Origin of the sequence: Pseudomonas sp. CCNWLW23 (assembly GCF_037095675.1) — a bacterium.
Classification (GTDB): Bacteria; Pseudomonadota; Gammaproteobacteria; order Pseudomonadales; family Pseudomonadaceae; genus Aquipseudomonas; species Aquipseudomonas atacamensis.
The window spans coordinates 336,536-349,474 of sequence record NZ_JBAWKM010000002.1 but is presented as its reverse complement, the minus strand read 5'-3'; the positions used below and the strand labels follow the sequence as shown (position 1 = coordinate 349,474).

General features: G+C 60.3%; 12 protein-coding genes. 4 read left to right on the top strand and 8 right to left on the bottom strand.

All coding sequences use genetic code 11. From position 1 onward, the window contains the following. Window positions 1-10 precede the first annotated feature (10 nt). Window positions 11-247, top strand: a complete 237-nt coding sequence (locus V8J63_RS04710) for a hypothetical protein (RefSeq protein WP_016774354.1) — start codon at window positions 11-13, stop codon at window positions 245-247. 42 nt (window positions 248-289) lie between these two features. Here the strand turns inward: V8J63_RS04710 and V8J63_RS04705 are convergent, their stop codons facing one another. Both V8J63_RS04705 and V8J63_RS04700 read right to left on the bottom strand, forming a co-directional pair. Then, window positions 290-1,201, bottom strand: a complete 912-nt coding sequence (locus V8J63_RS04705; protein WP_130927602.1) for a magnesium transporter CorA family protein — start codon at window positions 1,199-1,201, stop codon at window positions 290-292. Between the two features lie 3 nt (window positions 1,202-1,204). Beyond that, on the bottom strand, window positions 1,205-2,785 hold the full coding sequence (locus V8J63_RS04700) for a RimK family protein (RefSeq protein ID WP_264364989.1): 1,581 nt from the start codon (window positions 2,783-2,785) through the stop codon (window positions 1,205-1,207). Window positions 2,786-2,879: 94 nt separating this feature from the next. On the opposite strand from V8J63_RS04700, the gene V8J63_RS04695 reads away from it, so the two are divergent. Then, complete coding sequence (locus V8J63_RS04695) at window positions 2,880-3,974, top strand: GNAT family N-acetyltransferase/peptidase C39 family protein (protein ID WP_336463669.1); 1,095 nt, start codon at window positions 2,880-2,882, stop codon at window positions 3,972-3,974. A 10-nt stretch (window positions 3,975-3,984) separates the two neighbouring features. Here the strand turns inward: V8J63_RS04695 and V8J63_RS04690 are convergent, their stop codons facing one another. Beyond that, a complete protein-coding gene (locus V8J63_RS04690; protein ID WP_336463668.1) occupies window positions 3,985-5,556 on the bottom strand; it encodes a sensor domain-containing diguanylate cyclase in 1,572 nt (523 codons plus the stop codon). A gap of 160 nt (window positions 5,557-5,716) precedes the next feature. Here V8J63_RS04690 and V8J63_RS04685 point away from each other — a divergent pair, with 160 nt between their 5' ends. After that, window positions 5,717-6,148 carry a DNA methylase gene (locus V8J63_RS04685; protein WP_336463667.1) on the top strand — a complete coding sequence of 144 codons (432 nt, stop codon included), beginning with the start codon at window positions 5,717-5,719 and terminating at the stop codon, window positions 6,146-6,148. A 22-nt stretch (window positions 6,149-6,170) separates the two neighbouring features. On the opposite strand, the gene V8J63_RS04680 is transcribed toward V8J63_RS04685, so the two are convergent. The 4 genes from V8J63_RS04680 to V8J63_RS04665 form a co-directional block, all read right to left on the bottom strand. Next, window positions 6,171-6,311, bottom strand: coding sequence for a hypothetical protein (locus tag V8J63_RS04680; RefSeq protein ID WP_163012312.1), 141 nt, complete (start codon window positions 6,309-6,311; stop codon window positions 6,171-6,173). Between the two features lie 12 nt (window positions 6,312-6,323). Continuing rightward, window positions 6,324-6,686 (bottom strand): hypothetical protein, encoded by a 363-nt coding sequence (locus V8J63_RS04675; protein WP_073475017.1) that lies wholly within the window; start codon window positions 6,684-6,686, stop codon window positions 6,324-6,326. After that, window positions 6,679-7,560, bottom strand: coding sequence for a manganese catalase family protein (locus V8J63_RS04670; protein WP_130899703.1), 882 nt, complete (start codon window positions 7,558-7,560; stop codon window positions 6,679-6,681). Before V8J63_RS04670 ends, V8J63_RS04675 begins: the two co-directional genes overlap by 8 nt. Before the next feature lie 281 nt (window positions 7,561-7,841). Then, window positions 7,842-9,380: a class I SAM-dependent methyltransferase gene (locus V8J63_RS04665; protein ID WP_336463666.1), complete on the bottom strand. Its 1,539-nt coding sequence runs from the start codon at window positions 9,378-9,380 to the stop codon at window positions 7,842-7,844. 338 nt (window positions 9,381-9,718) lie between these two features. Between V8J63_RS04665 and V8J63_RS04660 the strand changes: the two genes are divergently transcribed. Then, complete coding sequence (locus tag V8J63_RS04660; RefSeq protein WP_336463665.1) at window positions 9,719-11,638, top strand: tyrosine-protein phosphatase; 1,920 nt, start codon at window positions 9,719-9,721, stop codon at window positions 11,636-11,638. A 36-nt stretch (window positions 11,639-11,674) separates the two neighbouring features. On the opposite strand, the gene V8J63_RS04655 is transcribed toward V8J63_RS04660, so the two are convergent. After that, complete coding sequence (locus V8J63_RS04655) at window positions 11,675-12,802, bottom strand: mechanosensitive ion channel family protein (protein WP_016774365.1); 1,128 nt, start codon at window positions 12,800-12,802, stop codon at window positions 11,675-11,677. Window positions 12,803-12,939 lie beyond the last annotated feature (137 nt).

The following is a 12,939-nucleotide window of genomic DNA, read 5'->3' as shown; positions in this document are numbered from 1 at the left end:
GGACGACATCATGTACACCTATCACATCGAATACCGTTTCAATGGCGAGCCTCGTACTTATCTGCTCGAGCTCAAGGAAGCGCAACTGGCCGAGCACGACGCGGCGATGCATCTGCTCGAATTGCATCTGGGCGATGCCGAAAACAGCCTGGTCATGCCCACGGCGGATTCGACGCCAGAACAGATTCTCGAGCAGGCCGAGCGGGTAGGGATTACACATATCCGGGTGGTCAGCCGGACCAATTGACCTTCGAATGCGGCGCAGGCGTTAGCAGAATGTGCTCTGGATTCAGGCCATGCGCCGCAATACCAGCACCATCCCCGCGCCCACGAGGCCCATGCAGGCGATCAGCACGGGAAAGGACATCCACCACGGAACGCCGGACGTCATCATGCTGAACTCCGACATGCCACCGATGCCGGCGATCAGGTTCAAGGGAAGGAATACGACGTTGATCAGCGTCAGCTTGCGCAGCGCCCGGTTCATGCTGTTGTTGGCAAGGTTGCCGTGGGATTCGATGAGGTTGGCGAACACCTTGGCGTGAATTCTGGCCTGCTGGAAGCTTTGTTCGTTTTCCACGATCAGATCGTTCAGCGCAGCCAGCTGACCGTCGCTGAAGCCCTGACGCTGGCCGTGGTTGCGCAGCAGCGTCAGCACCGCTCCGTTACTTTGAATCGCATTGACGTAGTACACGAGGCTTTCGCTCAGGTTGTACATCTGCGCCAATTGCTGATTGTCCATCGCCCGGGTGAACTGCTGTTGAATCTCCCGCGCGATCTGTTTGACCACGCGCAAATGCCCGAGATAGTGATGAACGCTTTCAGCGAGTAACGCCATCAGCACGTCCAGCGGCCCGGTCATTTGCGCATCGTGCTCCAGCCCCGAAAGCAGCGAGTTGCTCGCACAAATGACCACCAAGCGTTTTTCGCTCAGCACCACTCCGAAGGACGAAACGTTGAATGCGCGCCCGTCGAAGCTTTCCGGGCGCTTCCAGATCATAAACAGGTGATCAGGCTTGACCTCGATGCGGGCCACTTCGTCAGGGTCCAGCGACGACTCTATCGCTTGTGGGCCAATGCCCAGGCGTCTGTGCAGATCCAGTTGCTCGGCTGCGTCTGGGGCGACACACAGCCAGACAGTCGCCTGTTCTCCAGATGTCCTGTGCAGGGCGCCGCAATCAATGCAATAGCCTTCAATCATTGCTCACCACGCTTGGCCACGGTGTTTGAGCTCGAGCCTTTGCGTGAACGCTTGCAGCACGCGCCGATAAAGTTCGTCGCCCAGTACCGCGTCTTCGATACCCGCATCGAGGTTGGGGTTGTCGTTCACTTCGATGACCAGCACCCGATCGCCCGCCTGCTTGAGGTCGACGCCGTAGAGGCCGTCGCCGATCAGCCGCGCCGTCTGTACGGCGAGCTGCACGACTGCGGGCGGGGCTTGTTCGACGGGCACCGCCTCGCACATTCCGTTGATCTCGCCGGGCAGCGCCTTGTGGTTGTAAATCTGCCAATGCCCCTTGGACATGAAGTATCTACAGGCATAAAGCGCCTCGCCATTGAGCACGCCGACGCGCCAGTCGTACTCGGTGTAGCAATACTCCTGCGCGAGCAGCAGCACCGAGTGTTCGAATAACTCCTGTGCGGCTGTGGCCAGCGCTTGTGCATCGGCGACCTTGATCACACCCCGTGAAAAGCAGCCATCGGGGATTTTCAGCACCAAGGGGAAACCGAGGCGACGCCCTGCGTTTTCGAGTTCCTGCGGACGATCCTTGTAGAGGATTTCCGTTGCCGGCATGCCCAGCCCGCGACGCTTGAGCAGGTCGGCCAGATAGACCTTGTTGGTGCAGCGCAGGATCGACGACGGATCGTCAATCACCACAAGGCCTTCGCTTTCAGCCTTCTTGGCAAACCGATAGGTGTGATCGTCCACTCGCGTGGTTTCGCGGATGAACAGCGCGTCGAATTCAGCAAGACGCGCGTAGTCTTTTTTCTCGATCAGCTCGACATCGATACCCAGCTGTTCGCCTGCCGCGATGAAGCGCTGCAATGCCTCGGGGTTAGAGGGCGGCAGGGCTTCGTCAGGATCGTGCAGGATGGCCAGGTCGTAGCGGGCCACGCGTTTGGAGGCGGGCTGACGCCACGTTCTGCGATTGAAGGCATCCAGTGCGTCAGCGAAGACATGCTGCTGTTCGTCGCGAAGCTTGTGCAGCGCTCCGGCTTTGATGCCTGCGATCTGCCAGCTCTCACCACGGCGGAATTCCACCAGCAGGATAGGGCAGGGGAACGCCTCGAACAGCTGACGGCCGATCTCTTGCAGCGGCTCGATCGAGGCCTTGCCGAAGTACAACGACAGCGTGAAAGCCTCGGTTTCGCCGTACGGGTGGTTCGCCAGCGCCCGCTCCAGGGTGCGTTGCAGATCATTCAGCCCGACCCCGTAAAGCGCTTTGCGCGCCAGCTCGCTGACGGTGCGTACCGAGGGGAAAACCTTGTGCCCACGCGCCTCGGCGAGCAATGAGCAGTAATAGCCCTGACCGAGGTATTTGTAATTGCGGCAGAGGTTGATGACCTGGGTGCGATGAGGAAAATCATCGCTGTGTTCAAGGTAATCCTGAGCCAGCATCAGGCTCTCGCTGGGCAGGTAATCAGCCCAGTCATCCTTGCGTTCGACCAGTATGAGCAATCGACTTCCCGAGGGTTTGGGACTGGGAGGTTCCTCGCTGAGGGAGATTGTCGAATGCTCGGTTTTGTCTAATACTTCGTTCACGTTGGCTTGCACCGCTGACATGAGTAATGAATCCCTGTTGAAGAAGACGCCGCTTCAATAAATCACGGGCCTTTCGGTCTGTCCCGGTTCGTTACTCAAATTTTACGGTGCGGTCATGTCTTTTGATTTTCGCTTTGCATCCACTGACGATATCGACGATCTGGTCGAATTGGAGCGGGTGTGTTTTACCCTCGACCGGTTGAATCAGCGCAACTTCAGCTGGATGCTCAGTCGAGCCAATGCCGCGTTGATTGTCGTTACCTCAGGCGCAATCCTTTGCGGTTACGCACTGGTGCTTTTTCACCGTGGCACCTCACTTGGACGCCTGTATTCGGTTGCCGTCAGCCCAGCGTGGCGCGGACATGAGCTTGGCCAGCGTCTGCTGGAACAGGCCCAGGCCTGTGCATTGGTGCGCAACTGCGCATGGCTGCGTCTGGAGGTGCGCGCTGACAACAGCGCTGCCATCCGCCTCTACGAAGCCAACGGCTATCAGCGCTTTGCCAGCGTCGAGGACTACTACGAGGACCACTGCGAGGCGTTGCGCTACGAGAAACGCATCCTGCGCGAAACACCAGCGCCCGCGCGCCAAGTGCCTTACTACCAGCAAACCACCGAGTTCACCTGCGGCGCCGCGTGCTTGCTGATGGCCATGTCTGCCATCGATTCGAGCCGCGCCATGACCCGAGCGGAGGAAATCCAGCTGTGGCGCGAGGCAACCACCATTTTCATGACGGCGGGGCACGGTGGCTGTAGTCCTCAGGGTCTGGCATTGGCGGCCTGGCGGCGCGGTTTCGATGTGCGCCTTGAGGTCAGTCACGCGGGCTCGCTTTTTCTTCACGGCGTACGCAGCACGGAGAAGAAGGCGATCATGAAACTGGTCGAGGACGGCTTTGCCCAAGACCTGGCGGCCACGCAAGTCGAGCAGGTGCTGGGTGATTATCTGCAGATCGGCGCTGCGTTGGCGGCCGGATACAAACCGCTGGTGCTGATCAGCAGCTACCGATTCACCCGCTTGAAAGCGCCGCATTGGGTCATCATCACCGGGTGCGACGAGGACTTCGTTTACTTGCACGATCCTGATGTCGACCACAGCAAACTCAAGCGCGGCCTGGACTGCCAGCACTTGCCGGTCAGTCACCAGGAATTTCTGCGCATGACGGTGTTTGGCGTCCAGCGGGTTCGCGCTGCCGTGATGCTGCGCTCCCGTTGAAGAGCGGTGGCTAGGCGCCGAGCACTTCCTCGCCGATACAGTAGCGATCCCTGCCTTTCTGCTTCGCGGCATAAAGCAGTTTGTCAGCCGACTCGATAAGAGTGGCGGGGCTCACTTCATGTTCGGCCGGCTTGCCAACCGCAATACCTGCGCTGGCGGTGACGTGACCCAGCGGATGGGCTTTGTGCTCCATCCGCAAGGATCGAATGGCCTCAAGAATTTCCTGCGCCACAAGCGCCGCCCCGCGAATATCGGTGTTGGGCAGCAGCACGGAAAACTCCTCGCCGCCATAGCGCACGGCCAGATCACCCTGCCGTTTTACTGCTTGCGCAATCGCCTGTCCGACAGCGCTCAGGCAATCGTCACCCGCCGCGTGCCCGTAGCTGTCGTTGTAGAGCTTGAAGTGATCGACATCGATCATGATCAGTGAGATCGACGAACCCTGGCGTCTGGCCAGGCGAATTTCGTCAACCAAGGCAGTGTCCAGTCGCCGACGGTTGGCCAACCCGGTCAGGCTGTCGGTCAACGCCATGTCCTTCATGGCCTGATGTGCCCGGCGCAGATCCTTTTCCATCACCATCCGTTGACGCAGTTGCCTCAAGACAATCAGTCCGAAGACCGTGAACGCGGTAATCACCGACATCAGCACGAAACCGGTTTTGATCAGGTCCCAGCGCCACGGCGCAATGATCGATTCGCGGGAAAGGCCGGTTTCGACCACCAGCGGATAGGTGCTCAAAGCTCTGTAACCGTAAAGACGCTGGGTGCCGTCGACGACCGCTCGGACCTCGGCGATCCCTTGACTGGAAAAGGGCAGGTAGTTTTTGAACACCTCACTGTCGGCGAGGCTCTGACCGATTACCGAAGCGATGAAGGGACGCCGCACGAGAATGGTGCCGTTGCGCAGCGCCAGCACCAGTGCACCCTTGTCGTCGATCTTGAAATCGCCGTAATAGTCGACGAAATAACTGACCTTGATCGTCCCCAGCAGCACGCCGGCGAAGGAGCCGTCCGGGTTATTCAAGCGGCGGGAAATCGGGATGATCAGGTCGTCGGTGGATTTGCTCTTGACGACATCACCGATACGCACGTTTCGATCGGTGTTGGCGCGGTGATACTGGAAGTAGTCGCGATCGGCATTGTTCGCCGGGTCGGGGATCATTTCCTTGTCGGTGACGATCCATTTGCCGTCCGGGCCGTAGATAAAAAGTCCATGCAACTGCGGCATCAATCTGGCCTGCTGCACCAGCAAGTTGTGGATGCGCGGTACGTCTATGTTTTGTAGGCCATCACCTTCGACGCGCTCGCCCAAAGCGGCGGTCAGCACATCGACCTGGCGGATGGCGTCCTCGGCATGTTGCGCGGTTGCCCGCGCGAGGTTGGTGACCGAATCACGCGCCGACGAGAAGGCTGCATGATAGTCACGCCAGGTTCGCCAGCCTTCCACGCCGAGAAACGCCAGAATGACCGTCAGCATGAAGATGACTGTCAGGCGGAAAGCGGCGATCTCGCTGGCAGCTTTGATGGGAGCGGTTTGTGCGGCGTCATGCCCCCGGGTTTTGGGCATTTTACGACCGAGCATTTGAGGGTCCTTATGCTTGTCATCTCTCATCTCTTGAAAGATGACCATCCATTTCCACCTGGAATTCAATTTACTGCCTTGGCCAGGCTGTCGCGATTGGATCGTTCAAAGCCGTGCCGGGTCAACATCTGTAATTGAAGCGCGCCTTGAGGTGAGACTTGTGAGCGAAATCATCACGGCCGGTGGCTTGAACATCGACCTGCAAAACGCCAGCGAACCCGGCCTGTTCAAATGGTTGCTGGCGAGTTTTCTGATGGGCAAAAGGATTCAGGGCGCCATCGCCGCCAAGGCGTATCAGGTCATAGTAGAGCAGCATCACAACGACACCCCGCAAAAGCTCGCGCAGTGCACACACCGTCAATTGGTGTCGATGCTGGGGCAGGCGCGTTACGTTCGCTACGATGAAAGCACGGCGTCGCGACTGCTCGCGCTGGCCAACAAGCTCAACAGCGAGTACGCCGGTAAGGTGAGCAACATCGTGGCGGCGAGCGCGGATCGTAAGGCGCTGGAGAAGCGCCTGTCCGAGTTCGAGGGGATAGGGCCGAAGACCGTTGAGATCTTCATGAGGGAAGCGGCTGCGGTGCTGTTTTGAACGCGCGATAGCAAACCAAGGTTCACATCGCAAAGAATGTTCCCGCCAGTTCGCTCATCAGGATCAGCGTTCCGCCGGCGAATATCGCACAGCCCAGCAGAAACTGGAGTCCCGGGGCGACACCCAGGCTTGAGGGGAAACTCAGGTTTTTATACGTTCTCATGTCGCGCTCCTGTTACCGATGAAAACTTTCCGCCCCGTCGATGGAACGGTTGCGCTGCGCCAATACGCGCTTGGCGACCACCGGCATCGTGGGCAAGGCGTCGTCGACGGCTGGATGTGCGTCCGCTGGCGGAACGGCAGTCTCCTCAGCGAAATTATTCGGCAGCAGGGTGCCCAGGCCAAATACATTCACCGCCATGCTGACTTTCAATCCCCGACAGGCCTGTTTGCAGTCCAGCTCAAAACCGGCGTATGCGTGCTCCATCAAACGTTGAAAATGTTCAGAGGTCAGTGCCGAGACTTTGCTGTTTTTCATGTTGATCACCTTGAGCAAGTGGCGACCCCGATCCGGGGCCGCCGGACGGGGTTCAGACATCTTTGCCTTGCACGTAACCGGAGCCCAGATCAGCACCGGTCACCGGCTCGCTGAGTGGGTCAGAAGCTGTACGGGTCTTCATCGCTTCCAGCACCTGTTCGTCTTCAGCCGGAAGGGTGACGGTCGCCAGACCATCGCCGCCGTCGACTGCCGGCTCTGGGTTTTCCACGTACTCCCACGCACCGCCCTCGTTCCACGGACCGCGCACGTTGGGCTCGCCAGACATGTTGAAGTACTTGTTGGTGAACTCCGGCATGCCCGGCAGTTTGCCCTGCGGGAAGTTCGGCTGGATCGAATGCAGGGCTTTTTCGAAGGACTGTTGATGGGCGATTTCCCGCGTCATCAAAAAGCCCAGCGCCTCTTTGACGCCCGGATCATCGGTGATGTTGATCAAGCGTTCGTAGAGAATTTTCGCCCGCGCTTCGGCTGCGATGTTGGAGCGGAAGTCGGCGGTCGGCTCGGTGATCGAGTCAACGTAGGCCGCCGTCCACGGTACGCCAGCCGAATTGACCAGAGGAGCGCCTGCGCCATAAAGCAGGCTGGTGATGTGCGAGTCATTACCGGCGCCATTCAGCGCGCGGTACAGCTCGCCTTCCTCTTGAACGCCCTCTGCCAGTTGGCCCTTGGCGCCTTTGTTGAGCATGACGATGATCGAGCCGACCACCTCCAGGTGACTCAACTCTTCGGTGGCGATGTCCAGCAAAAGGTCTTTGCGCCCCGGATCTTCTTCAGCCAAGGCTTGAGTGAAATAGCGCGCTGCCGCGGCCAGTTCGCCATTGGCGCCCCCGAATTGTTCCAACAGCAGATTGGCCAGACCCGGGTTGGGCTCGGCCACTCGAACGGTGTACTGAAGTCGCTTGTTATGTATGAACATTCAAATTTTCCTCAGACCAGGCTATCGCGCCTCGACCCTTGTGGGCGTTGGCGCATGCATAGTTTGTGAGCAGGGCGCGCAGCAGAAATTTCGTTTTTTGCCGAGTGGCAGGACGGGCGGCAGAGCGCGGAAAGTTCCGCAAACAGGACGGTTGGCTTAGCCAGGTTCCTCGACCAATGTGGGAGCGAGCCTGCTCGCGAATGCGGTACGTCAGTCACCGATTTGGCGGCTGATCCAGCGCTTTCGCGAGCAGGCTCGCTCCCACCTTGGTTCGTTTGCAATCAAGCGATTTTAAGCGCCCTCAGCACAGGCAGCGTCTGCTCGGCGAACACTTGCGCCTGTGCGGTCAGCGCGGCGATGTTGGCTTCAGCGGTGAGCAGCGGCTGGCCATTGTCGACCAGCACTTCACCTTGTTCGCTGATCACCCCCCACGCCAGTTGCGCCCATTCGGCCGGCTGCTGTTTGCCCTGTTTGATCGAGATCAGGAACAACTGCTGGAAGCGGCTGACCGTCACGCCACCACCGGTGACCGGGCTGGCCAGGGTCTGGATGTTGGCGCCGTACAGCGAGCGTTTGCACAGTTGCAGATTGAGCGCGGCGCAGCGACCGCTGACCTGCGCCTCGGCGGCCTCGCTCTGGCACGGAGCGACCGCGCCCATACCGATCAGCACGGCCAGGGCTTGTTCGACGTCGTCGTAAGCCATTGCAGTCTCGGAGAGCAATTGGCGCATTGATTTGGCCGCATAGTTCTGCGCCGCCAAGGCATCGAGCACCGGGCCGTAGATTTCCGCTTGCAGGGTCGCTTCGCCGGCAGGACCGGTGACCGAACCCGCGACAGTTTCCCAGGGTTGCAGCAACGCGAAACGGCTGTGCAGCATTCTCGCCCGGCGTTCGGCAGCGGACAGGCGCGTCGCGCCACGCACGTACAGATCGCGGCGGAAGTGCTGGTTGACGAAGTAGTCCCGCGCTTGCTCGCGCATGATCGGGTGTTCGATGGTTTCCAGAAAGTCCATGCCTTCGGCGCTCAGGTTGAGCGGGTCGATTGAGTCCAGCGGCACTGCCGTGGTGGCGTAGTCGAGTTTGGCCGGGGCCAGCGCGTCGACCATGTCGGCGAAGTACATGCAGTTCCAGTCGCGGTTGAAATATTCGTGGGCGACGTAGTGACGATCCTGGCCCTTGATGCTTTGCAGCCGCGCGCCCAGGCTTGGTGCCGCAGCGGCATACTTCGGATTGGCCGCGAGCAACGCTTCGGAAAACTCCAGTGCGGCGTCGATGCGCTCATCGGAGCGCGCCGAGGCGTTGGCGAAACGGTCATGCAGGCTGAACAGATTGCGCAGCGGCGCCGACGGCGACCAGCCGGGGAAGCAGTTGTAGCTGACGTAGAGCATGCCGCCCGGTTTCAGGTGACGGCGGGCGAATTCGACGATCAGTTTCTGATTGTCGCGGCTCACCCAGGTCCAGATACCGTGCAGGCTGATGCTGTCGAACTGCGGCAGATCATTGCGCGCCAGCAGCTGCTCGAAGCTGTCGTCATACAGACGCGCGCCATTGTTGGCGGCAGTCGCGAGGTCGATGGCATGGGCCGCCATACCCGGGTGAAAGTCCGTACCGACAAACGAACCCGGGTTGGCGGTGGCGTGGATGTTGATCGACACGCCCTGACCGAAGCCCAGTTCGCAGTGCACGCCATCGTTGCTTTCCAGCGTGGCAAAACCGCGCAACAACAGGCAGTAACGCAGGAACACCGGATTGATCTCCCGGCTATAGCTGTAGGTGTAGCCTTCGTCGGTGAAATAACCTTCGTTCCAGGCGTTGCTCATGGGTACAGCCTCTTGTTCTTGAAAGTGATGGCAGTCTTATAAGGCGTTGGCATTGCGCGCGACAAATTGAAAAAACGGATACTTCCCCAAACCCTGTGGGAGCGAGCCTGCTCGCGAAAGCTTTTTTTCAGTTTGAATATAATCGGCTGACACGCCGCTTTCATGAGCAGGCTCGCTGCCACAGGGATCTTCAACATATCCAAGCAGGATTGATGGACCGATCACGCACGCCACGGCCCATTCGCGCAGGCATTTTGTCGCCAGCCGAAACTGTCATATTCCCTCCCACTCGTCTGCCCATAGTGACCAGCCCAACGCTGATTTCATGAGGCTGCACTGTGTTCCAACGTCTTCTGTGTTCGCTGTCCGTTCTGAGCCTGTCCATCGCCGCTGCCCATGCGGCCGAGCCTGTCACCCTCGACACGCCGCGCTTGTCCGGCATCGACAACTTCCGCGACATCGCCGGCATCACCACCGCGTACTCCACCGCCCACGACGGCGTTATGCGCAGCGGCGTGTTCTACCGCTCCAACGCATTGACGCCGTCGGCGGCGGATCTGGCGACACTCAATGGGCTCGGCATCAAAGCCATTTACGACTTGCGCACGCCCAGCGAAATTGCCGCCACGCCTGACACGATGATCACGGGCGCGGCCTACCGCAATATCGACATCATTGGCAGCACCACCTCGGGTGCGAACATCACCAATATCTCGTTCCACAGCGCCGCCGAAGCGGTGGCGATGATGGAGGACACCAACCGCGCGTTCGTCAGCGATGCCGGCATGCGTGGGCAGTTCGGCCAGTTGTTCAATGAGCTGGCCAGTGTCGACGCCGCGCAGCTATTCCACTGCACCGCCGGCAAGGACCGCACCGGCTGGACCGCCGCCGTGTTGCAGAGCATCGCTGGCGTCGATGAGGCGACGATCATGGCCAATTATCTGGCGACCAACGACTACACCGCCGCCCGTGTCGCCGCGACCTTGAAAGCGCTGCCGCCGAGCATGGCCGCTGTCTACGAGCCGCTGCTCGGGGTACAGGCCAGTTACTTGCAGGCCGGTCTCGACCAGGTCGCCGCCGAGTACGGCAGCATGGACAACTACCTCAAGCAGGGCCTCGGTCTGTCCCAGGAAACCATTTACGTGCTGCGCGGCAAACTGGTCGAGTACAACAGCTTGCCGGGGCAGGCCGGGCTGATCGGCAATGCCGCCGCTGGTGCAGAATTGCTGCGGCAGTTGCAGAACTCCGAGCTGTCCGGCACCTACAGCGCCTACAACTACTACCTGCAATCGGCGATCGACGCCGGCACTCTGGGCGGTGTCGAATCTCAAGTCGGCGGTCAGGTCCACGCTGATGCGGCCAGCTACCTGCTGCGGCAGAACGCGATGATCGAAAAAGCCGCCGCACCGTTCGCCAGCGGCAGCGATTTGAAGGTCGGCCAATACCGCCTCTGGAGCACCGCGCTCGCCAGCTACGTCGGCACCGACGGCTCGGCCCATGCCGAGAGCAGCAACGAACACAGCCAGGGCCTGATGCTCGGCATCACCCAGCGCTTCAGCGAACAACTCAGCGCGCGCGGCAGCTTTGGCTACAGCAAGGGCAGCGTGGGCGGAGCGGGTGGCGAGGCCGATACGGACTTCACCTTCCTCAACCTCGGTGCGCGTTACGGCTTCATCAGCCTTGAGCGCGGCTTGTTTGTCGACGCCAACGCCAGCGCCGGTTATGTCGACTACGACAGCAAACGCGAGCTTGGCGGTGGCCTCGGCACTGCCAAGGGCGACACTCACGGCAATCTCACTGGCGCGACCGTGGCGTTGGGTTATCGCCTGCCGCTCAGCAGCGTGATTGTCGAACCGAGCCTGGGCTTTCGCGTCAGTCATCTCGACTTGCAAGGTTTCAAAGAGAAGGGCAGTGAGCTGGCGCTCGACGTCGATGGCATTGAGCAGACCCGCCGCAGCGCGGTGGCCAATCTCGACGTGTCATTTGCCCCGGTGACGATGGGTGCGTGGCAGTTGGTCCCGGGTGTTCGCGTGGGCTATGAACGTGCGCTCGGCAATCAGCAAGTCGACAGCGAAGGCCAGCTGCTGGGGCTGGATATCGAGCAGCGCGCGGCGTTCGACAACCGCGACCAGTTCAGCGGCGGCGTTAATCTGATGGCCAACCTCGGCGCACTGAGTGTAGGCGCTGAGGTCGGGGCCAACGGTGGCGGTGACAGCCATGGTTTCAATGGCGGACTCAAGGCCAGTTACGCGTTTTGAACACAGCGAGCCCGGCAAATTGCCGGGCTCTTGCGCTCAAGCATGCTGCGCACGCGAAGGTTGCTGTGTGCGTGCTGGCTGCGCGCTGGGTTCGGGCAGGGAGGCGACATGCACGGTGCGCGCCGGGAAGGCGAACGTCGCGTCCAGCTCGGCCACCGCTTCCATGATTGCCAGGTTGATGCGTTGCTGCACGTCCATGTAGACGTTGTAGCTGGCGTCCAGAACGATGTACACCGTCTCGAATTCCAGCGCGCTCTCACCAAAACTGCGGAAATGGCAGCGGTCGAAGCGTGCCTGTTTTTCGTTCTTGATGATGCTTTCAACGCGTTGGGTGATCTGGCGGATCTGTTCGCTGGTGCACTCGTATGTCAGACGAAACTCAAACACAACTCGACGCTCCTGCAAGCGCTTGTAGTTCTGAATGGTGCTGCCGATCATGTCGGCGTTGGCCATGACAATCTGCTCACCGCCGAGACTGCGGATGCGCGTGGTCTTCAGGCCGACGTGCTCGACCGTACCGGCCAGCGTGCCGACGACGATGAAATCACCCACCTCAAACGGCTTGTCGACGGCAATCGACAGCGAGGCGAACACGTCGCCGAGAATGTTCTGCACCGCCAGCGCCACCGCGATACCGCCGACACCCAGGCTGGCGACGAATGCAGTGATGTTCACGCCCAGATTCGACAGCATCGCCAGCAGAATAACCGCCCACAGCAACACCTTGACGCCCCATAGGCTCAGGGTCGCCAGGGCGCTCGCCTGAAAAGTGCCGGTCGCGTTATGCCGCGAGAAATACCGATGCAGCCCCAGTGCCAGCGCGCGGTTGGTCCACAGGCCAACCTGCAACGCCGCCACCACGAACCACAAACTGCTGACCCGCCCGAGCCAGCGCTCCGGCAAATCCAGCAAGCCGATGCCGACCAGAATCGATGCCAACAGCAGCAACGTGGTGCTGGTCGCCGCCAGCACTTCGCTGGCCATGTAGGTCAGATGCCCATTGCCGGCGCTGGCCCGGGCCTGCACCTTGCGGAACACGAAACGGATCGCCGTGGTGGTCAGCAGATAACTGAGTGTCGCGGCGAGGAACGCCAGCACCCAGTTCGCCAGTGAAATTCCTAAAATCGTGTGAGCCGTGAAAAAGCCGATGAAATCCTCGGTCATGGAAACCCCCTTGCGAAGCCTGCACCGACGCGCGCAGAAACGCACCGTCGGGTCGCAGCCAGGTAAACGCCGCTTGAATCGGCGGTGCCGTCAAACGACCTGTCTGGGGTTAGTCGCCCTGAGATTCCTGCTGTTCA

Coding starts and splice junctions, on each gene's coding strand:
- V8J63_RS04680 (WP_163012312.1), bottom strand. CDS start 6,311: ATGAGAACGTATAAAAACCTGAGTTTCCCCTCAAGCCTGGGTGTCGCC.
- V8J63_RS04700 (WP_264364989.1), bottom strand. CDS start 2,785: ATGTCAGCGGTGCAAGCCAACGTGAACGAAGTATTAGACAAAACCGAG.
- V8J63_RS04670 (WP_130899703.1), bottom strand. CDS start 7,560: ATGTTCATACATAACAAGCGACTTCAGTACACCGTTCGAGTGGCCGAG.
- V8J63_RS04695 (WP_336463669.1), top strand. CDS start 2,880: ATGTCTTTTGATTTTCGCTTTGCATCCACTGACGATATCGACGATCTG.
- V8J63_RS04665 (WP_336463666.1), bottom strand. CDS start 9,380: ATGAGCAACGCCTGGAACGAAGGTTATTTCACCGACGAAGGCTACACC.
- V8J63_RS04705 (WP_130927602.1), bottom strand. CDS start 1,201: ATGATTGAAGGCTATTGCATTGATTGCGGCGCCCTGCACAGGACATCT.
- V8J63_RS04655 (WP_016774365.1), bottom strand. CDS start 12,802: ATGACCGAGGATTTCATCGGCTTTTTCACGGCTCACACGATTTTAGGA.
- V8J63_RS04710 (WP_016774354.1), top strand. CDS start 11: ATGTACACCTATCACATCGAATACCGTTTCAATGGCGAGCCTCGTACT.
- V8J63_RS04675 (WP_073475017.1), bottom strand. CDS start 6,686: ATGTCTGAACCCCGTCCGGCGGCCCCGGATCGGGGTCGCCACTTGCTC.
- V8J63_RS04690 (WP_336463668.1), bottom strand. CDS start 5,556: ATGCTCGGTCGTAAAATGCCCAAAACCCGGGGGCATGACGCCGCACAA.